Source organism: Streptomyces blattellae (genome assembly GCF_009709555.1).
Classification (GTDB): domain Bacteria; phylum Actinomycetota; class Actinomycetes; order Streptomycetales; family Streptomycetaceae; genus Streptomyces; species Streptomyces blattellae.
This window is the reverse complement of record NZ_WJBG01000114.1, coordinates 44123-66879: the sequence shown is the minus strand read 5'-3', so window position 1 is coordinate 66879 and position 22757 is coordinate 44123. Positions and strand designations below refer to the sequence as shown.

Sequence of the window (22757 nt, the reverse complement as noted above, 5' to 3'; positions counted from 1 at the left end):
GCGCCCACCGTGCCTGACGGTGGGCGCCCCCTCGGGAACTGCTGGGCGGATCAGACCTGGCCGGCCTTCTCCAGCGCGGAGCAGCACGTGTCGACGAGCAGGCGGGTCACCACGTACGGGTCGACGTTGGCGTTCGGGCGGCGGTCCTCGATGTAGCCCTTGCCGTCCTTCTCGACCTGCCACGGGATACGGACCGAGGCGCCGCGGTTGGAGACGCCGTAGGAGTACTTGTCCCACGGGGCGGTCTCGTGCAGGCCGGTCAGACGGTCGTCGATGCCGGCGCCGTAGTTCTTGACGTGGTCGAGCGGCTTGGAGCCCTCACCGAGCGACTCGCACGCGGTGATGATCGCGTCGTAACCCTCGCGCATCGCCTTGGTGGAGAAGTTGGTGTGCGCGCCGGCGCCGTTCCAGTCGCCCTTGACCGGCTTCGGGTCGAGGGTGGCGGCGACGCCGAAGTCCTCGGCGGTGCGGTAGAGCAGCCAGCGGGCCACCCACAGGTGGTCGGAGACCTCCAGCGGGGAGACCGGGCCGACCTGGAACTCCCACTGGCCGGGCATGACCTCGGCGTTGATGCCGGAGATCGCGAGACCGGCCTTCAGGCAGTTCTCCAGGTGCGCCTCGACGACGTCGCGGCCGAAGATCTCGTCCGCGCCGACACCGCAGTAGTAGCCGCCCTGCGGGGCCGGGAAGCCGCCCTTCGGGAAGCCGAGCGGGTAGCCGTCCTTGAAGAAGGTGTACTCCTGCTCGATGCCGAAGATCGGCTCCTGAGCGGCGAACTTCTCGGCGACCTCGACCAGCGCGGCACGGGTGTTGGAGGCGTGCGGGGTGAAGTCGATGTTCAGGACCTCGCACATGACCAGGATGTCGTCGCCGCCGCGGATCGGGTCCGGGCAGGAGAAGACCGGCTTGAGCACACAGTCCGAGGCGTGGCCCTCGGCCTGGTTCGTGGAGGACCCGTCGAAGCCCCAGATCGGCAGCTCGGCACCCTTGGCGTCGTCGGCCATGATCTTGGTCTTCGAACGCAGCTTGGCCGTCGGCTCGGTGCCGTCGATCCAGATGTACTCAGCCTTGAAGCTCACGGGCCACATCCTTCGGGGTGGGTCTCTAGGCGCACTTGCGGGTGCTGCGGCGCTGCGGCACTGGGGCGCCGCTCCTGTTGCCCGCGAGCCTGTCAACAGGCGATTTCCCGATCATTGCTCGAATGTGAACCCCGTGTTACCTGGTCGCACTGTGGTGCGACTCACGGTGTGAGGGCGCCCGCGGCGCGGAAGGGGACGGCGGGCCGGGCTCGTATGCGATGGGGTTGAGCGGCGCCACGACGGGTGCCACGACGGGCGGCCCGAACATGCCGGTCCTGCTGCTCCTGGCCGGGAGCAGCAGGACCCATGACACGTACGAGGTGGCGGAGCGGGCGGTTGCGCTGCTGCCGCATCTGCGCTGCCGCAGGCGGCACCCGTCGAACTGATCCGCCGCCTCACTGAATTCCTGCGCTCCTGAGCATCACCCCACCCTCTCGATCACGGCCCGGCGGATCAGGAACTTGCCGGGCTCACGGACCTGCTCGAACGCCGCGTCGTTCAGCAGCACGCAGCTGCCGGAGGCCGAAGTGACCTCCACCGTCGTGGACTTGTTGTTGTCCAGGTTGGTGACCTTCAGCTTCGTTCCCGCCGGGAACTGGTTGCTGGACGCGGCCGGGGCGCCGGCCTCGCCGGAGAGGGTGACGGTGGAGCCGTTGCACACCTGCTCACCGGATGCGGGGGCGGTCGCCGTCTGTGCGGGCTGTGCGGCCTGCTGGCCGTTCTGCGCCGGCTGCGTCGCCTGGGAGCCCTGAGCCGACTCCCCGACGACGCAACCGGACGCCTCCTGCTGCACCTTGATCTGTGCGACGACCGCCTCGCGGTTGGCGATCCGGGCCTCGGACTGCGCGTCCGGGGCGGCCTGCTGCCCCGCGATGAACCGTTCGTTGTTGCCGAGGGCGGTGGCGAGGCCCTGGCAGACACTCGACTCGGCGGCGGTCTGCGCGGCGTTCGAGGTGCTCGCCATGACGAAGGCCCCGCCACCCGCCACGGCCGCCGCGCTCACCAGCAGGGCGAGCTTCTTCCTGGTACTGAGGGATCTCCTGCGCGACATGCGCGCCTCCTGAAGAGGTCGGGGAGCGTACGCCGTTATGTACGAGATACCGAACGATGTTACTCAGCGGTTACAGGAGTCACCTGAAGTGGCGTGCGTCACAGGGTTTGGTGCGCCCGGCCACTGCTGTGCCGCCTGTGTGTTGCACCCCCGAACAGCCTTGTGGCCAGGGCCTTTTGTCAGTGGCGGGCGGTAGAATAGAACGGTGTTCGAGGGTGCCGCCCGGGGCCGCCGAAGTCCCCGGGCGAGGCCCTGACCGCGACAGGAGGATGCCTGTGCCCGCTGCCGCACTGAAGCCGAAGCCGACCCAGTCCACCGCGAAGCGCCCCGTCCTGCTCGATCTGCCGTACGAACCCGTGGAGAAGCGCCCCTTGCCGCCGGGCCGCCCTCGCGAGTGGTACGTCACCCACAACCGCCGCCTCAAGGCCATGCGCCTCGCCATCGCCCTGCTCGACTCGGGCGTGTACCTGCCCAACCAGGCCCGCAACGAGACGATACGGAGCACCGCGGCACTCATCGGCGTCCACCCGCCGTCGGACACGACGTGCCACATGGTCCGGGCGTTCATGCGTTACAACCGGTGAGGTCGGGGCCGGGTGCCGTGTGTTCGCGCGGCGCCCGGCACTGACATGCCGTCTCTCTGCGTTCTCCTTGCTACGCCGCCAACTCCCTCTCCAGCGGCGTCCGGAACCGCGGCGTGACCCGAGTCGTCCCCACCCACCCCCGCACCCGCTCCGCCTCCGCCGCGATCGCCGCCTCCGCCTCGCTGCCGACGCCCTCCCCGTCCAGCACGCGCCACACGACCTCGCCGTCGGCCCGCTGGGCCCAGCCCCCGATCACCCGCCCGTTCCACCACACCGTCGGCCCTATGTTGCCGCTGCGGTCGAAGAGGCTGGGGCGCAGGGCGGGGGAGAGGTACCAGTCGCGGTGCTGCCAGCCCATCGCCGTCGGGTCGAGGGCGGGCAGCAGCGCGGCCCACGGTTCGGCGGGCCCGGCCACGGGGTCGGTGTCACCGGCGGCGACGTGGCCCGTGCCCTCGTCGAGCCGCACCTCCTCCGCGCCGATCGCCTTGAGGGCGCGGCGTACCTCGGTCACCTTCCAGCCGGTCCACCACTTGAGGTCGGCCTCGGTGGCCGGGCCGCACGCTGTCAGCCAGCGGCCGAGCAGGGCGGCCTGGGCCTCGGCGACGTCCAGTTCGGGATGCGTGGGCGCCGGAGCCCAGCGGAACTGGGACGACGTCCAGGACCCGAGCGGCCGCCCGCGTACGACCCTCCCCTCCTGACCCAGCAGCCGCAGCAGCCGGGTCGAGACGGTGTGCACCCCCTCGTAGCTCTTCCCGGCGCCGTACAGGAACCGCTCTCTCAACCGCGGCTCCTCCTGCGCCAGTTCGGCCGCCGTCGCCTGCCCGCGACGCGCCAGCACGGCCAGCGTGGACTCCTCGACCTCCTTGAGCCAGGCCGCGTCCGGCGCCCCGCCCGCCGCCATCTGCTTGAGCAGGTTGGCGCGCTCACGGGCGGCGACGGCGATGCCCGTGGAGGCGTGCACGATCGCGGTCAGGTCGGACGGGAACACGAAGACGGTGTGCCGCATGCCGTGCATCCGGACCAGTGCGCGGTCCGTGTAGAGGGCCCGCTCGGTCTCGGGCACCGTCATCGCCGGCTCCCGGAGCCGTGCGCCCACCGCCAGATACACCGTCGCCGGGTCGGTGCCGTGCAGCGCGACCAGCGACCGGGCGATCTCCTCCGGCGTCACCGCCCGCGCCGCACCCGCCAGCCGATGCCGCAGCCCCACCCGCGCTCGCCGCTGCACCGCATCGACGTACCGCCGCCCCTCACCCATCCGGCCTCCACCCGTCACCTCACGTCCGTGAACGCATCATCGCGGACGCCACTGACAATCGGGGGCGGCGTCAGCACCGCGTCCACGAACCTCCCCCGGTCGTCGGCGTGTTCGCGGAACCACTGGCCCAGCATGTGGTCCGCGTCGGGCAGGTCGAAGCGTGTGAACTGCGCGCGCGTGGCCAGCGCATCCTGGACCGCCTCCGTCACGGCGGGCGGGATGACCGCGTCCGTGCCAGGAACCGCCAGCACCGCCCGGCCCTCGTACGCACGAAGGGCATCCAGCGCGGGGGAGGCACACCAGCTGTCGGGCGTACGGATGATCGTGCTGAAGGGGCCGTCGCCGACTCCGAACGGAACGTCCCATGCCGCGGCCGCGTATACGGCGGGTGCGCACAGGCCGAGGGTCACGACCCGGTCGCCGTAGTGCCGGGCGAGGTCGGCCACCGTCTGGCCGCTCATGCTGAACCCGACCAGCACCAGCGGGCCGCCCGCGCGCGTGTCGATCACGGACACGGCCTGCTCGAAGCGCCGGCGCAGGCTCAACTCCCGCAGCTCGCCCGTGCTTTCGCCGTGCCCCGAGAAGTCGAAGGCGATGCCGTGGCAGCCCCGGGCGACGAACTCGCCCAGCAGCGGGAGCAGTCGCTCCTTGCTGCCGAGTACGCCCGCGCCGTGCAGCAGAACGACGGTGGCCCGCTCGTCCGGGCCACCGTCGCCGTCACCGCCGTAGATCCCTCTGAGAAGTTCACCGTCGTACTCGTCGACGAAAGGCGCGAGGGACAAGGGGGAAGCTCCTCTTTGTATCTGTAGACACCCTCGGGTGAAGGTTCAGTCGATCAGCCCCGGTGCGTCCCAGAGCGGGAACCAGCGCGCCTTGTCCTCCTCGATGCGCAAGTCGTTCTTCAGCAGTGGGGCTACCTGCAGTTCCAGTGCGTTGTCGCGTCTGTGCTGGCCAGGGAGCATACACAGTGGGTAGAAGGTGCCACGCTTGTAGAGGTAGACCAGCGCCAGCGGCCGGTCGTCGGCCGTGTGGCGGAAGCTGGCCAGGGAGCACAGCAGCTGCGGCCCGAAGCCGTTGACCTCCATCGAGGTGTTCACCGCATGCAGGTCGTTGACCAGGAGCGGCAGCTCGTCGGGGGCGCGGTGCGAGATCAGCCAGGAGTAGCCGTACCTGTCGCGTCGCAACTCCACCGGCAGTCCGTCGCGGCCGGCGTCCGCGTCCAGCAGCGCCTGGACCTCGCGGTGCGTCTGCTCGAAGGCCGCCCCCTCGACCGTGGCGAAGCACACCGCCCCCCGCCCGGTCGGTGTGAAGGAGGCCGCAGCCTGGAGCGTCACCGCCGCCGACGGCAGTGCGAAGAGCTGGTCGAGGTCGGGCGCGACCGGCTTCGTACGACCGAGGAGGATGTCCAGCAATCCCATGCTCACCCCTTTCCGGGAGCCGCCGCCTCACCCAACTCGGCGGAGATCCGTGCCAGTTGGTCGATCCGCTGCTCCAGGCTGGGGTGGGTGGAGAAGTAGCGGGCGATGCCGGGCTCCTTGCCCAGGGCCGGGGTGAAGTAGAAGGCGTTGAAGGCCTGCGCCGTCCGCAGGTCCTTGGTCGGGATCCGGGCGATGTCGCCCGACACCTTGGTCAGCGCGGACGCCAGTGTCGAGGGGCGGCCGGTCAGCAGCGCCGCCGCCCGGTCCGCCGCCAGCTCCCGGTACCGGGACAGGGACCGGATCAGCACGAAGCTGATCGCGTAGACGGCCGCGGAGACACCCATCACCGCCATGAAGACCACCGCGGTGTTCTGGTCCCGGCGCCCGCCGCCGAAGAGCTGCGAGTAGAACGCGAACCGCACGATCAGCCCCGCGATCACACCGAGGAACGACGCGATCGTGATCACGGCGACGTCCTTGTGCGCCACATGCGACAGCTCGTGCGCCAGTACGCCTTCCAGCTCGGCCGGCTCCAGACGTCGTAGCAGACCGGTGGTCACGCAGATCACGGACTTGTCGGCGTTGCGCCCGGTGGCGAACGCGTTCGGCATGTCCATATCGGATACGGCGACCGTCGGCTTGGGCAGGTCCGCAAGCGTGCACAGCCGGTCGATCACCGCGTGCAGCTCCGGGTATTCCTCGCGCTCCACCACCCGCCCGCGCATCGCGAACAGCGCGATCCGGTCGGAGAACCAGTACTGAGCCCCCAGAATGGCCGCCGCGACCACCACGACCAGGACCCAGGACTTCAGCAGCGCGATCAGCGCGGCGACAAAGGCCACGTACAGCAATCCGAGCAGAAAAAGCGTGGCCGTCATCCGCACGGTCAGGCGCCGGTCGCTCTGGAATCGGCTCTGCATCTGCATCACCTCGGCAGTCAGGCACTCGCCCCACTGCCAGTGTGCACCCGGCCACGCCATGACGCGGTCGCGATCAGTTCTAGGAGCCGCAAAGCCCGCAGAATCAGGAGCCGCGAAGATCCTTACCAGGGAGCCCGGAAGTCGGCGTAGCCCAGGAGGACGATCACCGCGGCCACGCAGCCGAGCACCACCGCCGTCGATATCCACGGCGAGCGCCCACGCCGACGCCTGCGCACCGGATCGGCGTCACCACGGAACGGCACGGGACCGGGGGGATTCTCCTTCCAGCGCGCGGCCAGCATCCGGGCCCGCGCGGAGGGCTCCTTGTGCTCGGCCGAGTCCGCCCACCTCAGGTCGTACTCCCGCTCCCCGTCGTGCTGTTCGGCCATCCCCGTTACCTTCCTCGAACAGTCGTACCCCCAAGATACGACGGCGCCCCCGCCCTGAGAACCAGGAACGGGGGCGCCGCCGGAGGCACAGACGCCGATCACACGCCGATCACACGTCGAAGTACAGCTCGAACTCGTGCGGGTGCGGACGCAGCTGCAGCGGCGCGATCTCGTTCGTGCGCTTGAAGTCGATCCACGTCTCGATCAGGTCGGCGGTGAACACGTCGCCCTGGAGGAGGAACTCGTGGTCGCGCTCAAGGGAGTCGAGGACGGCCGGGAGGGAGGTCGGGACCTGCGGGACGCCCGCGTGCTCCTCGGGAGCCAGCTCGTACAGGTCCTTGTCGATCGGCTCGGCCGGCTCGATCTTGTTCTTGATGCCGTCCAGGCCCGCGAGGAGCAGGGCCGAGAAGGCCAGGTACGGGTTGCCGGAGGAGTCGGGCGCGCGGAACTCGACGCGCTTGGCCTTCGGGTTGGAGCCCGTGATCGGGATACGCATGGCCGCGGAGCGGTTGCGCTGCGAGTACACCAGGTTGACCGGCGCCTCGAAGCCCGGGACCAGGCGGTGGTACGAGTTCACCGTCGGGTTGGTGAAGGCCAGCAGCGACGGGGCGTGCTTGAGGATGCCGCCGATGTAGTAGCGGGCGGTGTCCGACAGGCCCGCGTAACCGGCCTCGTCGTAGAAGAGCGGGGAGCCGCCGGCCCACAGGGACTGGTGGACGTGCATGCCCGAGCCGTTGTCGCCGAAGATCGGCTTCGGCATGAAGGTCGCGGTCTTGCCGTTGCGCCAGGCGACGTTCTTCACGATGTACTTGAAGAGCTGGAGGTCGTCGGCGGCGTGGAGCAGCGTGTTGAACTTGTAGTTGATCTCCGCCTGGCCGGCGGTGCCCACCTCGTGGTGCTGGCGCTCGACCTTCAGGCCGGCCTTCTCCAGCTCCAGGGTGATCTCGGCGCGCAGGTCGGCGAAGTGGTCGACCGGCGGGACCGGGAAGTAGCCGCCCTTGTAGCGGACCTTGTAACCGCGGTTGTCCTCGATGGCGCCGGTGTTCCAGGCGCCGGCCTCGGAGTCGATGTGGTAGAAGGACTCGTTCGCGCTGGTCGCGAAGCGGACGCTGTCGAAGACGTAGAACTCGGCCTCGGGGCCGAAGTACGCGGTGTCGGCGATACCCGTGGACGCGAGGTACGCCTCGGCCTTCTTCGCCACGTTGCGCGGGTCACGGCTGTACTGCTCGCCGGTGATCGGGTCGTGGATGAAGAAGTTGATGTTCAGCGTCTTGTCGCGGCGGAACGGGTCGACGCGGGCGGTCGACAGGTCCGCGCGCAGCGCCATGTCGGACTCGTGGATGGCCTGGAAGCCGCGGATCGAGGAGCCGTCGAACGCCAGCTCGTCATCCGGGTCGAACGCATCGACAGGCACCGTGAAGTGCTGCATGACGCCCGGGAGGTCGCAGAAGCGGACGTCGATGAACTTGACGTCCTCGTCCGCGATGAACTTCTTGGCCTCGTCGGCGTTCTGGAACATCCAGCTCCTCCTACTCCCGACCGTCCCGCCGGGGTGGTAGTTCGTTCGTGCGGCCAGTGCGGTGGCACACGCTGACCTCGACCCTAGGGACGCGTGATTTCTCTGGCGTGACCCATTTGTTTCGCACAAGTTAACCGGCTCGGGTTCCACGGTAGCCCGGAAACACCCCGCCGTGCCCTGGTCGGACAGGCGCGCAGTACCGTGTACGGGTGGACAAGAGGCAAGCAATCGGATCGTGGCTTTCCGGCCCCCGCGCGGCCATGGAAGACGCCGGGGCCGACTTTGGATACCGCGGAGAGCAGCTCGGTCTCCCGGAGGACGGGCCCGGTTCGATCGCCCGCCCCGGCCGCCGCCTCGGCGCCCTCGCCGTGGACTGGGCGCTGTGCCTCTTGATCGCATACGGTCTCATCACGGACGGCTACGACCAGGCGACCAGCAACTGGGCCCTGCTCGTCTTCTTCGTCATGAGCGCCCTGACCGTCGGCACGATCGGCTTCACGCCCGGCAAGCGCCTCTTCGGCCTGCGCGTCGTCCACCTGGACACCGGCGCCGCCAGCCCGCTCCGCCCCCTGCTGCGCTCGGCCCTGCTCTGTGTCGCGGTCCCGGCCCTGATCTGGGACCGCGACGGACGCGGACTGCACGACCGGCTGGCACGCACGGTCGAGGTCCGTATCTGAGCCATCGCGGTCCGTATCTGAGCCATCGCGGTCCGGATCTGAGCCGCCGCGGTCCGTGTCTGAGCCGGCCCGGTCCCGGATTCGCCGCGGTCTTCACATATGACGCCGGTCGGGTGACGGCCGGGCCGGGCACGGCCCGGGGTGCCGTCGGCGTCGAACCGCGTTCGGAACACTGCCGCCATATCGGCGGAGGTGGTTGGACAAGATGTCGTACGACAACATGTCGACGATCGTGGCTCGGGCGTCCCAGGTCGCCGGCATCGCGGCCCGGCACACGGAGGAGGCGGAGGCCGCCCGGCGCCTTTCGCCGCAGGTGGTCCACGCGGTGCGCGACGCCGGTTTCGCGCGGCACTTCGTGCCGGTGGCGCACGGCGGCACGGCCGGCGGCTTCTCCGAGCTGACCTCGGCGGTCTTCGTGGTCGGACAGGGATGTACGTCGGCGGCCTGGGCGGCGTCGCTGTCCGCCTACGCGGGACGCTACGCGGCGTTCCTGCCCGCCGAGGGGCAGGCGGAGATCTGGGCGGACGGCCCGGACACCATGGTGGCCGCCGCGCTCATGCCGTCCGGCAGGGCGGAGCGGGTGGCAGGCGGCTGGCGGCTGAGCGGCGAGTGGAAGTACATCAGCGGGGTGCACTTCGCCGACTGGGCGCTGGCCTGCGCGGCCGTACCGGACGGGCAGTCCGTCGACGGGCAGTCCGTCGACGGGCGGCCCGAAGTGCGGTACTTCGCGGTGCCCAAGGCCGACTTCACCATCACCGACAGCTGGTTCTCCGTGGGCATGCGCGGGACCGGCAGCGACACCCTGGTCCTCTCCGACGTCCACGTGCCCGAGCACCGCACCCTGGCACGGTCCGCCGTCCATGCCGGGCGGGCGCCCGCGTCGGACGCGCGCTGCCACATCGTGCCGATGTACGCCGTGAACTCGCTGCCGTTCGCCGCCCCGCTGGTCGGCGCCGTGCGGGGCGCGATGACGGCCTGGGTCGAGCGGACCGCCTCCCGGGTCGACCGGCGGGGCCGGGCCGTGAGCGAGATGCCCTCGACGCAGATCTCCCTGGCCCGTTCGGCCGCCGAGGTGGACGCCGCGGAACTCCTCGTCCGGCGTACCGCGGCGGTCGCCGACGGCACGGAGACCCCGCCGGAGGGGGAGGCGGCGGTCCGTGGGGCCAGGGATCTCGCGCTGGCGGTGGAGCTGCTGGTCTCGGCGGTCGGCCGGGTCTTCCGCACCAGCGGGACGTCCGGACAGTCCGCCACCGACCCGGTGCAGCGCTTCTGGCGGGACGTGAACAGCGCCGCCTCCCATGTGGCGCTCTCCTTCGAGTCCACCGGTGCGGCGTACGGCGCCTGGGCGCTGTCCGGCGCGGGGCGGACCAAGCCCGTGTGACGTACGTCGTCCGGTTGCTGGGCAGGGGCGGCGGCGTCATAGTCGACCTTGAAACACGCCGAGGCCAACAGGTGGTGCGGCCGTCATGACGGAACAGCAGGACGTAGACATACCGGCTGACGTAGACATAGCCGCTGACGTAGACATACCGGCTGACATGGCCGTACCGGACGACGTAGCCCTGGCCGAAGCGCTGGTGGTGCCCGAGGAGTTCCGGACCGCGATGGCCCGCTTTCCCTCCGGCGTCGTGGTGGTGACCACCCGGTGCCAGGACGGCACCCCCCGCGGATTCACCGCCAGTTCCTTCTGCTCGGTGTCGCTGGAGCCGCCGATGGTCCTGGTGTGCCTGGCGAACTCGGCCGATTCGGCGCGGTCGTTCGCGCGCTGCGACCGTTTCGCGGTGAGCGTGCTGGCCCCGGTCCACCAGCCGCTCGCGCTGCGGTTCGCCACCAAGGGCACCGACAAGTTCGCGTCCGGCGGGATGCGGCTGAGCCCCGGCGGACTGCCGACGGTGAAGCAGGCCCTGTCCGAGCTGGACTGCGAGGCACACGCACGTCACCCGGCCGGGGACCATACGGTCCTGATCGGCCGGGTGACGGGTGTACGGCTGGGTGAGGGGTCCCCGATGGTCTACTACGACCGGGATTTCAGGACGCTGGCCTGATCCCCTAGGACATCAATCTCGGACATCGACCTCGGACCTCAACGGGCCTTCGGGCCGCCCTTCGGCAGCTTCATGCCCTTCGGCATCGGGCCCTTCGGCATCGGCATGTTGCTCATCAGGTCGCCCATGGCGCGCAGCCGGTCGTTGGTGGCCGTCACCTGCGGACCGCTCAGCACGCGCGGCAGCTTCAGCATGGTGGTGCGCACCTTCTTCAGCTCGACCTGGCCCTCGCCCGTGCCGACGATGATGTCGTGCACCGGCACGTCCGCGACGATGCGGTTCATCTTCTTCTTCTCGGCGGCCAGCAGGCTCTTCACCCGGTTCGGGTTGCCCTCGGCGACCAGCACGATGCCGGCCTTGCCGACGGCCCGGTGCACCACGTCCTGGCTGCGGTTGATCGCCACCGCGGGGGTCGTCGTCCACCCCCGGCCGACGTTGTCCAGCACCGCCGCGGCCGCGCCCGGCTGTCCCTCCATCTGCCCGAAGGCGGCCCGCTCGGCCCGGCGCCCGAACACGATCGCCGTCGCGAGGAAGGCGAGCAGCAGGCCCAGGATGCCGAGATAAATGGGGTGACCGATCCAGAACCCGATCGCGAGGAAGACACCGAGGGTGACGATTCCGACTGTCGCGAGTACAAGACCGATCTTCTTGTCGGCCCTGCGGGTCATCTTGTAGGTCAGAGCGATCTGCTTCAGTCGCCCGGGTTCCGCAGCGTCCGCTGCCGTGTCCTTCCTCGCCATGCCACGAAGTCTACGTGGCCCCGGGAGCGCGGACGACGGCAGTGCCGGGAAGGAGGCGGAAGGAGACGGAGGGAAGGTTTCAGCAGGCGCCGGTCAGGAGCGCCCGGTGAGGGTCCGCTCCAGGACGCGCTGCGTCTCGACCCGGTCCTTGGCGCGGCGGCGGTCCTCCAGGACGGAGGTCCAGGCGTTGCGGCGGGCGGTGCGCTGGCCGCTGCTCAGCAGCAGCGACTCGACGGCGCGCAGGGCGTTGGTGAAGGACGGAATGGCGGTGGCGCGGACGGGCGCGGCCTGCATGGTGGAGGTCCCCCCTCGGTACGGCTCCGGATACGGGTGTACGTGGCGTGAGTTGAGCGTCACTGAATGGTGTTACCAGGGCGTGACCGGCCGGTCAAACGCCAATGAAGCCTTGATGGGAAGGCCGAAAACCCTGACGCGGCCCTGATGTACGCCGCCATCTGCGAGGACGTTCAGGGCCGCGCCGACTTGGCCACTACCGGTGGGTAGTTTCTTGTGCGCGAATTCACACGTGTGCCCGGAGCCCGGCGGGGAAAAGGGGGTGACGATATGTCAGACAGCCTGCGAGGCGACGTACGCGCCACCCCGCTGCGGAGCGGCTGACTGACGCAGCTCGACGGCCATCTGGTACAGCCGTCCCGCGCGGTACGAGGAGCGGACCAGCGGGCCGGACATGACGCCCGAGAAACCGATCTGCTCGGCCTCGTCCTTCAGCTCCACGAACTCCATCGGCTTGACCCAGCGCTCCACCGGGTGGTGGCGGACGCTCGGCCGCAGGTACTGCGTGATGGTGACCAGCTCGCAGCCGGCCTCGTGCAGCTGCTTCAGCGCCTCGCTGATCTCCTCGCGGGTCTCGCCCATGCCGAGGATGAGGTTCGACTTGGTGACCAGGCCGAAGTCGCGGGCTGCGGTGATGACCGCGAGCGAGCGCTCGTAGCGGAAGCCCGGGCGGATGCGCTTGAAGATCCGCGGGACCGTCTCGACGTTGTGCGCGAAGACCTCGGGGCGGGACTCGAAGACCTGCTCCAGCAGCTCCGGTACGGCGTTGAAGTCCGGGGCGAGGAGCTCGACCTTGGTGCGGCCGGCCTCGCGGGAGGCGGTCTGCTCGTGGATCTGGCGGACCGTCTCGGCGTACAGCCAGGCGCCGCCGTCCGCCAGGTCGTCGCGGGCGACGCCGGTGATCGTGGCGTAGTTGAGGTCCATGGTGACCACGGACTCGCCGACCCGGCGCGGCTCGTCACGGTCGAGGGCCTCGGGCTTGCCGGTGTCGATCTGGCAGAAGTCGCAGCGCCGGGTGCACTGGTCGCCGCCGATGAGGAAGGTGGCCTCGCGGTCCTCCCAGCACTCGTAGATGTTGGGGCAGCCGGCTTCCTGGCAGACCGTGTGCAGGCCCTCGCTCTTCACGAGGTTCTGCATCTTCGTGTACTCGGGACCCATTTTCGCCCGGGTCTTGATCCACTCGGGCTTGCGCTCGATGGGGGTCTGGCTGTTGCGGACCTCCAGGCGCAGCATCTTGCGTCCGTCCGGTGAGACTGCGGACACGTCGGCTCCCTGTGCTTCGATTCTTCGGCGTACACCAGGGTACGCCCGTGCCTTTTCGGTCCCCGGGGTGGCCAACCCTGCGGAACCGGGGTGCATTCCCGTGCCGGGCGCGCGTGGAAAGGTCTTCGCCCCGCCGCCCCTACCCGTCCCGTCCTTGAAAGGACTCCGAAAGGGCTCCGAAAGGGCTCCGCCCACTTCGACCCCGCCAGGGCCTCGTCCTCAAACGCCGGACGGGCAGTCCTATGCGGCCGGTGCCTTCTCGGTCTCCCGCGGCTTGAACTCCGCGTTCTCCAGTACGTCCTCCAGGTGCCGCTCGACGACCGGCAGTACCTCGTCGATGGTCACGTCCCTGCCGAGTTCGCTCGCCAGCGAGGCCACGCCCGCGTCCCGGATCCCGCACGGGATGATGCGGTCGAACCACTTGGTGTCCGGGTTCACGTTCAGGGCGAAGCCATGCATCGTCACGCCCTTGGCCACGCGGATGCCGATCGCGGCGATCTTGCGGTCCTCGCGGCGCTGGCCGGCGTTGGAGGGGGCGTACTCCGGCCCGTTGAGGCGGGGGTCGAACTCGTCGTCGGTCAGGCGGGGGTCGAAGTCCAGGGACAGTCCGCCCAGGGCGGGGCGCCGCTCGACCGGGTCGCCGAGGATCCACACTCCGCTGCGGCCCTCGACCCGGCTGGTCTCCAGGCCGAACTCCGTGCAGGTGCGGATCAGGGCCTCTTCCAGGCGTCGTACATGCGCCACGACGTCCACCGGACGCGGGAGCTTCTGGATGGGGTAGCCGACCAGCTGGCCCGGGCCGTGCCAGGTGATCTTGCCGCCGCGGTCCACGTCGATGACCGGGGTGCCGTCGAGGGGGCGCTCGTCCGCGGCCGTGCGGCGGCCCGCCGTATACACCGGGGGGTGCTCCAGGAGCAGCACGGTGTCGGAAACCTCGTCCTCGAAGCGTGCCGCGTGGACCCGGCGCTGCTCGTCCCACGCCTCCTGGTATTCGACGGCGTCCGCTCCGAATCCCATGCGGACGAATCGCAACCCACTCACGGCAAGCGCCTCCCTCGGATGGCTGTGTCAGGCACGTAACCTGCCCACGCCACTGTACGTCCGGTCGATGCCCGTCAGTCCTGCGGGCAATCCTCACACGATCGGATGAATGGACGGTGAAGTGTGTGATTGCGTGCTCACTCTCCGCTACATTCGCGCCGTTCACAGAGGCCGAAAACGCTGCTCACCGGCGATCCGGGCAGCGCAGGGCCTCCGCGAGGCCCGAAAGGCAGGAGACCGTACCGCAGATGACGGAACGACCCGCGCAGCGCACTCCCAACCGACAGCTCGCCGCGCTCATCGCAGAAGCGGGGTTCTCCAACGCGGGTCTCGCCCGTCGAGTGGACCAGCTCGGACTCGAACACGGGCTGGACCTCAGATACGACAAGACATCCGTGACCCGGTGGCTGCGCGGCCAGCAGCCCAGAGGGACGACGCCCGCACTCATCGCCGAGGTGTTCACCCGGCGGCTCGGGCGGCGGCTCACCGCCCAGGATCTCGGCCTCGACGCCTGCGCGCCGGTGTACGCGGGGCTGGAGTTCGCCGGCGCCCCCGAGGAGGCCGTCGACATCGTCAGCGGGCTGTGGCGCAAGGACTCCGGCAGCCACGCCGAACTGCGCAAGATCGCGTTCACCGCGGCCGGTCTCGTCGTGCCCAGCCGGGACTGGCTGATCGGCCGCGCCGACGACAAGGTGGCCCGCGGCGAGCAGCCGGCCCGCGTCCCCGCGCAGGGCCGCCCGGTGCTGCCCCGCCAGCGCGGCCAGGCCGAACGCGCCCACGGCCAGCGGGTCACCGGCGGTGACATCGCCGCCCTCCGCTCGGTCGGCGAACTCTTCCGCACCCTGGACGACAGATACGGCGGCGGCCACGCCCGGCAGGCCCTCGTGCGCTATCTGGAGCACGAGTGCGAGCCGATGCTGCGCGGGACGTACGGCGAGCAGACCGGCCGCCGGCTGTTCGCGGCCGCCGCCGATCTGACCCGGCTCGCGGGCTGGACGTCGTACGACATCGCCGCGCACGGGCTCGCCCAGCGGTACTTCGTGCAGGCGCTCAGGCTGTCGCAGGCGGCGGCCGACCGGGCGTACGGCTCGTTCGTGCTGATCACCATGAGCCGGCAGGCCGTCTATCTCGGGCACGGGCGGGAGGCCGTACAGCTGGCGCGGGTGGCGCAGCAGGGGGTCGGGACGACCGCGCCGCCCGTCGTGCAGGCGCTGCTGCACGCGGTCGAGGCGCGGGGGCACGGGGTGCTCGGCGAGGTGCGGGCGTGCACGGCGTCGCTGGTGCGGGCCGAGCGGGCGCTGGAGGCGGCTCGGCCCGGCGACGAAGTCCCGCACTGGGCGCGGTTCTTCGACGAGGCGCAGCTCGCCGATGAGTTCGGGCACTGCCATCGGGATCTGCAGCAGTTCCGGGCGGCGGCTCAGCATGCGGAGCGGTCGTTGCAGCTGCGTGCGCCCTCGTATGCGCGCAGTCGGCTGTTCTGCCGTGTGGTGCTTGCCTCCGCGCGGCTCGGGCTGGGGGAGCTTGATCAGGCGTGCACGTTGGGGGCGGAGGCGGCGGGGGCCGCGGCGGAGATGCGGTCGGTGCGGGCGGTGGAGTATGTGAGGGACTTCGAGCGGCGGTTGGAGCCGTACAAGGACGCGGCGCCGGTTCGGGGGTATCGGGACAAGGTCGCTGCGCTGCTGTAGGGGCTCCGCGCCGTAACTCCGACCGGTTGTCGCCGGGTGCGGGTTGCGTTGTGGCTGGTCGCGCCCGCGCGGCGGAGCCGCATGTCGATACAGCCCCGCGCCCCTTCAGGGGCGCGGGTGGGCCCGGCGTTCTTATGCCGCCGCTCGTAACGGTTCCGCCATGTGCATCGAACCCGCCGCCCCAAGATCCGCCACTATCGCCGCCGCCGCCCTGTGTGCCGAGTGGAGGGCGCCCTGGACCGTGCTGGTGTCCCGGTGGTCGCCGCAGACGTACAGGCCTGCCAGGAGGCGTACCGGGCGGCGCAGGTCGTGTGGGGGGCGCATGGTGGGGACGGCCTCTGCTGTGTGGTGGACGGCGAGGGTCTCCCAGCGGGTGGTGGGGGTGCCGTAGAGGCGGGCGAGGTGGATGCGTACGGCCGTGTCGGCGTCCGGTGGGGGCGTGCCGAGGATCGTCGAGGAGATCAGGGCGCGGCCTGCGGGGGCCCGGCTGGGGTCGACCTCGCTGACCACCGCCGTGTGGGCGACCGGGCCGCCGCGGTCGGCGTCGAGGACGAGGGAGGGGCCGGTCTTGGGGGGCTCGTCCGTGGTGTGGTGGACCACCGTGACCGGGTGGAAGCCGGGGACGCGCAGGCCGGGCAGCAGGTCGGCGGCGGTGCGGGCGTCGGTGGCCACCAGGACGGCCCGGCAGTGGAACTCGCCGTGCTCGGCGGTGGTCACCGAGGTCGTGGCGACCGACGTGACCCGCACGCCGGTGCGCACGGTGCCCGGTGGCAGCGTCCGTGCCAGCAGCTCCGGCAGCATGTCGGCGCCGCCCTCCGGAACGCACAGCAGCCCGCTCGCGAAGGCCCGCAGGGCGAGGTCCGCGCAGCGGCTGGACGTGGTCAGCTCCGGGTCGCACAGCAGGGCGGCGAGCAGGGGACGCAGGAAGCCGTCGATCGTCCGCGCGGGGACGCCTCGGGCGGCGAGGGCCTCGCCGGCCGGCAACTCGGGGCGGGTCAGCAGGCGTTCGACGGGCGTGCCCGCGAGCCGGGCGAGTGCGGCGGCGAGGCGGGCCTGGTCCACGGCGGTGCCGAGCGGGGCGCCGGTCCGCGGGCGGGGGGCGGCCGTCCGGTTCCGGGGGGTGCCCGTCGGTGTGCTGCGGCCCAGGGGCACGGACACCGGCAAGGGGGCGCTCGCGAGGGCGCGCACGGCGTGGAGTGCGCCCCTTGCGCCCCCTCCGTTCGCCGGGGCGCCCGCGCGGTGGCGCACTCCGCCGCTGTGCAGCAGGACACCCGGCGCGAACGGGCGCAGCACCAGCGCGTCGAGCCCCGGCGTCAGGCCGAGTTCGGGATACGTCGTGGACAGCAGTTGTCCGATGCGGTCGAGCCGGAATCCGTCGACCTTCTCGGTCGACATCCGGCCGCCGACGTAAGGGGCGGCCTCCAGGACCGCGGTCGTTACTCCTGCGCTGTTCAGCCGATGAGCCGCCGAGAGGCCGGCGACCCCGGCTCCCACGATGACGACGTCCGCCTGGTACGCGGGCTCAAGCACGTGCCCCTCCTCGTCGAGGTTGCGCGGCCGGTGGAGACGTCATGCCCCCAACAGGCTTCTGGAATACCCGAGTCGGCTTGAGGTTAGGCCGCTGATCGGCCAAAGGAAGTCGCGCATCGACAGGGCACGGTCGCACAGCGGTCGCATACGGCCGACAAGGCGCCGTCAGTGTCACAGTGCGGCCCGGATCGCCCCCTCGATGTCCGGGAACGCGAACGTGAAGCCCGATTCCAGCAGCCGGGCCGGCCGCACCCGCGTGCTGCCCAGCACATCCCCGGCCATCTCGCCGAGTACGGTCCGCAGCACGGGCGCGGGCACCGTGAACAGGGCCGGCCGGTGCAGCACGCGTCCCATCGCCGCGGTGATCTCACGGTTCGTCAGCGGCTCCGGGGCGGTCAGGTTGAACGGCCCGGACAGCCCGTCGGTGTCGATGAGATGGCGGATCGCGGCCACCTCGTCGTGCAGCGAGACGAACGACCAGTACTGCCGTCCGTCGCCCATCCGCCCGCCGAGCCCGGCCTTGAAGAGCGGGAACAGCTTTCCCCAGGCCCCGCCCTCGCGGGCCACCACAAGTCCCGTGCGCGTGAACACCGTTCGCACGCCCGCCTGCCGCGCGGGGGCCGCCGCGCCCTCCCACTCCACGCACAGCTCGGGCAGGAAACCCTCCCCGTGCGGGGCGCTCTCGTCGACCGGGCGGTCGCCCGTCTCGCCGTAGAAGCCGATCGCGCTGCCGGCCACGAAGACCCGCGGCGGATCGTCCAGGGAGGCGATGGCCTCCGCCAGCGCCGAGGTGCCCAGGACCCGGCTGCGGCGGATCCTCGCCTTGTACGCGTCCGTCCAGCGCCGGCTGCCGACCCCGGCGCCCGCGAGGTTGACCACGGCGTCGCACCCGGCGAGCCCGGCCGCGTCCACCCGCCGGGCCTCGGGGTCCCAGCGGACCTCGTCCTTCGCCCGGGGCGCGCGGCGCACCAGGCGAACCACCTCGTGCCCGTCCGCGGTCAGGGACCGCACCAGGGCATTGCCGATCAGACCGGACGCACCGGCCACCGCGATTCGCGAACGCTCCATGAACCCAGCATGACCGCAGGAGAGCGGCACAGCGCGGACAGGGCCGTGGGCCGAGCCGGATCGCGGTGCCGTCGTAGGGTGGCCGCCATGCCTGTCCCGTACATACGCCACGCGACCCTCGACGACGAAGAGGCACTCGGTCGCCTCGACCGGGTCACCTGGTCGACGCTGCACTCCGTCCAGCCGCGCCCCCAGCCGCCGTACGAGCCCTTCTACAACGACCGCTTCGGGCCGCGCGACCATCTCGTCGCCGAACTCGACGGGGCCGTCGTCGGCTATATCCGGCTGGCCTTCCCGACGCCGCTCGCGTGCAACTCCCACGTCCGCCAGATCCAGGGGCTCGCGGTCGCGGAGGAGGCGCGCGGCGCCGGAGTCGCGCGGGCGCTGCTGCGGGCCGTGCAGGACGAGGCACGGCGGCAGGGGGCACGCCGGATCACGCTGCGCGTCCTGGGCCACAACACCGCGGCCCGCAAGCTCTACGAGTCGGAGGGCTTCGCGGTGGAGGGCGTGCTGCCGGAGGAGTTCCTCCTGGACGGCGAGTACGTCGACGACGTGTGCATGGGGCGCAGCCTGAGGTAGTCCTACGACGTGATCAGATCGCCCGTGTCCACCGGTTCCGTCGCGTCGGCCGCGCGCCGGGCGTCGTCGGCGACCTCGTCGGCGGTCAGGACGTAGCCGGTCCGGTCGTCGGAGGTGGAGCGGGCGAAGACGACGCCGTACACCCGGCCGTCGGTGGTCAGCAGCGGGCCGCCGGAGTTGCCGGGGCGGACCGTCGAGCGGACCGAGTAGATCTCGCGGGTGACCGTGTCGTCGCTGTAGATGTTCTGGCCGTTCGCCTGCACCTCGCCCGCGACGGTCGCCGCCTGGAGGTCGAGGTCGCCGCCCTCCGGATAGCCCGCGACCACCGCCGCGTCGCCGCGGGCGGCCTCGTCGTCGAAACGCAGGACAGGGGCGCTCAGGTCGGGCACGTACAGCACGGCCACGTCCTTGTCCGGATCGAAGAGCACGACGCGCGACTCGTACGACCGCCCGACCCCGCCGACCCGGACGCTCGGGTCGTCGATGCCCGCCACCACGTGCGCGTTGGTCATCACATGCTGGTCGGCGTAGACGAAGCCGCTGCCTTCGCGGCCCTGGACGCCGGAGACGCCCTCGATCTTCACGGTGCTGAGCTTGGCGGCGTTGGTGGCGCTCGCGGTGACGCTGTCGCCCGAGGGCTCGGCGACCTGGGCCGTCGACTCGTTCTCGAACGGGTTGAAGACCTGTGGGAAGCCCGCCTCGGTCAGCGCGGACGTGGCCCGGGAGAACCAGGCGGGCGTCGTGTCCGGCATGGCGTCCTGGACCGTGCCGAGCAGCCGTGAGTCCCGGATCGCGGTCGTGACCAGCGGGGAGGAGGACGCGCCCAGGACGCTCGCGGCCACCCACGCCACGATCAGCACGGCCACCGAGTTCGCCACGGCTCCGCCCACCCCGTCGGCCACCCGCAGCGGACCGAGACTGGCACGGCCCAGCTCCCGCCGCAGCCGCAGGGCGAGGCGGCCCGCCAGTTCATGGCCGACCACCGCGGGAACCAGCACCGTGAGCACGGCGGTCACCGTCGCCGTCGTCGAGCCCGGCGTCGCCAGGTCCACCATCCACGGCAGGATCCACACGCCGATCACCGCACCGCCGACGAAGCCGGCCAGTGAGACACAGCCGGCCACCAGTCCGCGCTGGTAGCCGGACGCCGCGTAAGCCAGGATCAGCAGCAACAGCACGATGTCGAGCAGGTCCACCAGGCCGCCTTTCTCTCGGACCCCTTAATACGCGGGGGAGGGGCCCAGTGATCAGCCACACGCGCAACCGCTCCGCGGGTTGTGCCGCGCTCGGCCGTCGGTCGTCTGCGGGCTCGTCGTGGCCGGTCGCGCCCGCGCGGCGGAGCCGCATGTGTCACAGCCCCGTGCCCCTTCGGGCGCTCCAGGGCCCCTGAGCCCCGAGCCACGCGTGCGTGTACCCGTAAAAACGTCCCGGACCCGGACCTTGGTTCCACCAGGTGGCACAGCACACATCGCGGACGGAACGGATCCGGCCGACAGTGAGGTCATGCGTGTCTTCCGAAGGGCACGAGGGTCACGAAGACGCCGTGCCGCACGAACACCGCGCATCGCCGTCCCCATACCGGCTGCCGTCCGGGTGCTGCTCGGCTCTCTGCCCGGGCTGGCCGCGGTCGCCGCGCTGGCGCTGTGCGCGAGCGGTGTGGAGCGGACCGGTGCCGTGTCCGAACGGCCGGCTAAGGCCAGGTCCGCCGCCACCCCGTACTCCTCGGCGAAGCCGCACATCGTGCCGAGATCGGCCTGGCTGGACGGCAGCACGCGGGGCCAGCCGCCACCGCGCTACGACGCCGAGGTCGTCGCCGTCTTCGTCCACCACACCGACTCGCCCAACGGCTACGCCTGCACCGACGCGCCCCGCATCATCCGCTCCCTGTACGCGGGCCAGACCGGCTCCCGGCAATGGGACGACATCGGCTACAACTTCCTCGTCGACCGCTGCGGCACGATCTACGAGGGCCGCGCGGGCGGCGTCGACCGCCCCGTCACCGGCGCGCACACCCAGGGCTTCAACCACGGCACCACCGGCGTCGCCGCCCTCGGCACCTTCACGGCGGGCGTGCCCGTGCCGCAGGCCATGACCGAAGCGATCGCCCGCCTCGCCGCCTGGAAGCTGGGCATGTCCCAAATCGACCCCCGCGCGGACGTGCCCCTGGTCTCCAGCAACGGCCGCAGCCGGTACGCGGCCGGAACGACCGCCCGGCTCCCGGCCCTCGCGGGCCACAAGGACGGCTTCATGACGAGTTGCCCAGGCGCCGCCCTCAGCGCCCTGCTCCCGCAGATCCGGCAGACTGCCGCCGCCTTGCAGGGCAGGTGAACGGCCTGATTCACCTGCGTGCCAGATAGGCCTTCAGCGCCCGCTGCAGCACCTTGCCCTGGATGCCCACCGGCCGCTCCCACTCCCCGAGGTACTCCACGGCCATGCCGCCCGCCCCCGTCTTGAACAGGAGCCGGCCGAGCAGTCGGCTCTCGGTGAGGACGGGGGTGATCGAGCGCAGGTCGTACGTCTCGGCGCCCGCCGCCCACGCGTCGTACAGCATCCGCCACAACAGGACGCTGCTGGGCCGCAGTTGACGGCCCCGGCGGCCGGAGGCGGGGTAGGAGTGCCAGGACCGGGAGCCGACGTTGATCATGAACGCGGCGGAGAGGACCTCCCCGTCGTACTCGGCGAGATAGAGGCGCAGCCGGTCGCCGTCCTGCGCGTTCAGCGCCTTCCACATGCGCTGGAAGTACTCCGGCGGGCGGGCCTTGAAGCCGTCGTGGGCGGCGGTCGCGGTGTACAGGCGGTAGAACTCGGGCAGGTCGCCGCCGGAGCCCGTGACGACCCGCACGCCCGCCGACTCGGCCGTGCGCAGGGCCTGCTCCCAGTGCGGGGCGAGGGCGGCGCGCAGGTCGTCCACCGAGCGCTCCCGGACTGGTATCTGACAGCCGAACCGCGGCTGCCCCAGGCCGAAACCGCTGCCCTCGTTCTCCCTGCACCGCCGCCACCCGAGCTGCCGCAGCCGCTCCCCGGCGTCCAGCGCGAACCCGTCGATGTCGGCCGCGGCCAGCTCCCGCAGATGGCGTACGGCGGGATCGGCGACGCCCGCCGCGACGACCCGCGGATCCCAGCACCGTACGACGACGGGCGGCCCGATCCGGACCGCGAACGCCCCCTCCCGCTCCACGTGCGCGACGAGCGGGTCCAGCCAGCGCTCCAGACCCGGGGTCCGCCAGTCGATGTCGGGGCCGTCGGGGAGATAGGCGAGAAAGCGCCGGGTCCCCGGCAGCGGGCGGTACAGCGCCAGCGCCGTGGCGAGCAGCGACTCGCCCTCGAACCAGCCGATGCTCTGCGCCAGCCAGCCGGGCTTCACATCGGCCCACTCGGGGATCTGGAGATGGCTGGCGTCCGGGTGCAGCCGAAGGTGGGCGAGATGGTCCTCGCGCGTGATCTCGCGCACATAAAGGCTGGTCATGGGCAGGGTGCTCCTCTTCGGGACGGGCCACCCTAGGCAGGCGATCACGGGCCGGGTCAAGGCCTGACTCTCACAGGCTTCTCCTGGCCGTCTCAGGGATCTTCCCGAGGCGGCCTTCCTATCGTCATGCACACGCACTGACTGGAGGTGGGGA

At 71.1% G+C, this 22757-nt stretch carries 24 protein-coding genes; 8 read left to right on the top strand and 16 right to left on the bottom strand.

Features of this window, described 5'->3' with window-relative positions; genetic code table 11:
* Positions 1-50 precede the first annotated feature (50 nt).
* Positions 51-1079: a glutamine synthetase gene (glnII, locus tag GFH49_RS07680; protein ID WP_155055029.1), complete on the bottom strand. Its 1029-nt coding sequence runs from the start codon at positions 1077-1079 to the stop codon at positions 51-53.
* Positions 1080-1303: 224 nt separating this feature from the next.
* Here glnII and GFH49_RS07675 point away from each other — a divergent pair, with 224 nt between their 5' ends.
* Positions 1304-1465 carry a hypothetical protein gene (locus GFH49_RS07675; RefSeq protein ID WP_408055887.1) on the top strand — a complete coding sequence of 54 codons (162 nt, stop codon included), beginning with the start codon at positions 1304-1306 and terminating at the stop codon, positions 1463-1465.
* Positions 1466-1500: 35 nt separating this feature from the next.
* Here GFH49_RS07675 and GFH49_RS07670 read toward each other — a convergent pair whose 3' ends face one another.
* Complete coding sequence (locus GFH49_RS07670) at positions 1501-2130, bottom strand: SCO2207 family protein (protein WP_155055028.1); 630 nt, start codon at positions 2128-2130, stop codon at positions 1501-1503.
* A 275-nt stretch (positions 2131-2405) separates the two neighbouring features.
* Here GFH49_RS07670 and GFH49_RS07665 point away from each other — a divergent pair, with 275 nt between their 5' ends.
* Positions 2406-2714, top strand: coding sequence for a hypothetical protein (locus tag GFH49_RS07665; RefSeq protein WP_155055027.1), 309 nt, complete (start codon positions 2406-2408; stop codon positions 2712-2714).
* A 70-nt stretch (positions 2715-2784) separates the two neighbouring features.
* Here GFH49_RS07665 and GFH49_RS07660 read toward each other — a convergent pair whose 3' ends face one another.
* The 6 genes from GFH49_RS07660 to glnA all read right to left on the bottom strand — a co-directional run bounded on the left by GFH49_RS07660 (position 2785) and on the right by glnA (position 8215).
* Complete coding sequence (locus tag GFH49_RS07660; RefSeq protein WP_155055026.1) at positions 2785-3969, bottom strand: winged helix DNA-binding domain-containing protein; 1185 nt, start codon at positions 3967-3969, stop codon at positions 2785-2787.
* Between the two features lie 14 nt (positions 3970-3983).
* Positions 3984-4751 carry an alpha/beta fold hydrolase gene (locus tag GFH49_RS07655; RefSeq protein WP_155055025.1) on the bottom strand — a complete coding sequence of 256 codons (768 nt, stop codon included), beginning with the start codon at positions 4749-4751 and terminating at the stop codon, positions 3984-3986.
* 45 nt (positions 4752-4796) lie between these two features.
* Positions 4797-5387, bottom strand: coding sequence for a PspA-associated protein PspAB (gene pspAB, locus GFH49_RS07650; protein WP_155055024.1), 591 nt, complete (start codon positions 5385-5387; stop codon positions 4797-4799).
* 2 nt (positions 5388-5389) lie between these two features.
* Entirely contained in the window at positions 5390-6307 is a 918-nt protein-coding gene (htpX, locus tag GFH49_RS07645; protein WP_155055023.1) for a zinc metalloprotease HtpX, read from the bottom strand.
* 122 nt (positions 6308-6429) lie between these two features.
* Positions 6430-6696, bottom strand: a complete 267-nt coding sequence (locus GFH49_RS07640; RefSeq protein ID WP_155055022.1) for an SCO2583/SCO2584 N-terminal domain-containing protein — start codon at positions 6694-6696, stop codon at positions 6430-6432.
* A gap of 109 nt (positions 6697-6805) precedes the next feature.
* On the bottom strand, positions 6806-8215 hold the full coding sequence (gene glnA / locus GFH49_RS07635) for a type I glutamate--ammonia ligase (RefSeq protein ID WP_155055021.1): 1410 nt from the start codon (positions 8213-8215) through the stop codon (positions 6806-6808).
* Between the two features lie 209 nt (positions 8216-8424).
* Here glnA and GFH49_RS07630 point away from each other — a divergent pair, with 209 nt between their 5' ends.
* The 3 genes from GFH49_RS07630 to GFH49_RS07620 all read left to right on the top strand — a co-directional run bounded on the left by GFH49_RS07630 (position 8425) and on the right by GFH49_RS07620 (position 10937).
* A complete protein-coding gene (locus GFH49_RS07630; protein ID WP_155055020.1) occupies positions 8425-8892 on the top strand; it encodes an RDD family protein in 468 nt (155 codons plus the stop codon).
* Positions 8893-9097: 205 nt separating this feature from the next.
* On the top strand, positions 9098-10273 hold the full coding sequence (locus tag GFH49_RS07625; protein WP_155055019.1) for an acyl-CoA dehydrogenase family protein: 1176 nt from the start codon (positions 9098-9100) through the stop codon (positions 10271-10273).
* A 157-nt stretch (positions 10274-10430) separates the two neighbouring features.
* On the top strand, positions 10431-10937 hold the full coding sequence (locus GFH49_RS07620) for a flavin reductase family protein (RefSeq protein ID WP_155055111.1): 507 nt from the start codon (positions 10431-10433) through the stop codon (positions 10935-10937).
* Between the two features lie 38 nt (positions 10938-10975).
* Here GFH49_RS07620 and GFH49_RS07615 read toward each other — a convergent pair whose 3' ends face one another.
* From GFH49_RS07615 to lipB, 4 genes are all read right to left on the bottom strand, one after another.
* A complete protein-coding gene (locus GFH49_RS07615) occupies positions 10976-11677 on the bottom strand; it encodes a DUF4191 domain-containing protein (protein ID WP_155055018.1) in 702 nt (233 codons plus the stop codon).
* Between the two features lie 93 nt (positions 11678-11770).
* The gene (locus GFH49_RS07610) at positions 11771-11971 is read right to left on the bottom strand and encodes an SCO2195 family GlnR-regulated protein (RefSeq protein WP_155055017.1); all 201 of its coding nucleotides are present in this window, start codon (positions 11969-11971) and stop codon (positions 11771-11773) included.
* 273 nt (positions 11972-12244) lie between these two features.
* Positions 12245-13234 (bottom strand): lipoyl synthase, encoded by a 990-nt coding sequence (gene lipA / locus GFH49_RS07605; RefSeq protein WP_155055016.1) that lies wholly within the window; start codon positions 13232-13234, stop codon positions 12245-12247.
* A gap of 240 nt (positions 13235-13474) precedes the next feature.
* Positions 13475-14275 (bottom strand): lipoyl(octanoyl) transferase LipB, encoded by an 801-nt coding sequence (gene lipB / locus GFH49_RS07600; protein WP_155055015.1) that lies wholly within the window; start codon positions 14273-14275, stop codon positions 13475-13477.
* Positions 14276-14523: 248 nt separating this feature from the next.
* Between lipB and GFH49_RS07595 the strand changes: the two genes are divergently transcribed.
* The gene (locus GFH49_RS07595; RefSeq protein WP_155055014.1) at positions 14524-15960 is read left to right on the top strand and encodes an NsdA family TPR-like regulatory protein; all 1437 of its coding nucleotides are present in this window, start codon (positions 14524-14526) and stop codon (positions 15958-15960) included.
* Positions 15961-16092: 132 nt separating this feature from the next.
* Here the strand turns inward: GFH49_RS07595 and GFH49_RS07590 are convergent, their stop codons facing one another.
* Both GFH49_RS07590 and GFH49_RS07585 read right to left on the bottom strand, forming a co-directional pair.
* On the bottom strand, positions 16093-17490 hold the full coding sequence (locus GFH49_RS07590; protein ID WP_155055013.1) for an NAD(P)/FAD-dependent oxidoreductase: 1398 nt from the start codon (positions 17488-17490) through the stop codon (positions 16093-16095).
* A gap of 171 nt (positions 17491-17661) precedes the next feature.
* Positions 17662-18558: a TIGR01777 family oxidoreductase gene (locus GFH49_RS07585; protein ID WP_196217890.1), complete on the bottom strand. Its 897-nt coding sequence runs from the start codon at positions 18556-18558 to the stop codon at positions 17662-17664.
* Between the two features lie 87 nt (positions 18559-18645).
* On the opposite strand from GFH49_RS07585, the gene GFH49_RS07580 reads away from it, so the two are divergent.
* Positions 18646-19137: a GNAT family N-acetyltransferase gene (locus GFH49_RS07580; protein WP_196217889.1), complete on the top strand. Its 492-nt coding sequence runs from the start codon at positions 18646-18648 to the stop codon at positions 19135-19137.
* Positions 19138-19139: 2 nt separating this feature from the next.
* On the opposite strand, the gene GFH49_RS07575 is transcribed toward GFH49_RS07580, so the two are convergent.
* Positions 19140-20333: a MarP family serine protease gene (locus GFH49_RS07575; protein WP_155055011.1), complete on the bottom strand. Its 1194-nt coding sequence runs from the start codon at positions 20331-20333 to the stop codon at positions 19140-19142.
* 307 nt (positions 20334-20640) lie between these two features.
* Between GFH49_RS07575 and GFH49_RS07570 the strand changes: the two genes are divergently transcribed.
* The gene (locus GFH49_RS07570; RefSeq protein ID WP_155055010.1) at positions 20641-21465 is read left to right on the top strand and encodes a peptidoglycan recognition protein family protein; all 825 of its coding nucleotides are present in this window, start codon (positions 20641-20643) and stop codon (positions 21463-21465) included.
* A 10-nt stretch (positions 21466-21475) separates the two neighbouring features.
* On the opposite strand, the gene GFH49_RS07565 is transcribed toward GFH49_RS07570, so the two are convergent.
* Positions 21476-22603 carry a lipid II:glycine glycyltransferase FemX gene (locus GFH49_RS07565; RefSeq protein WP_155055009.1) on the bottom strand — a complete coding sequence of 376 codons (1128 nt, stop codon included), beginning with the start codon at positions 22601-22603 and terminating at the stop codon, positions 21476-21478.
* Between the last annotated feature and the right edge of the window lie 154 nt (positions 22604-22757).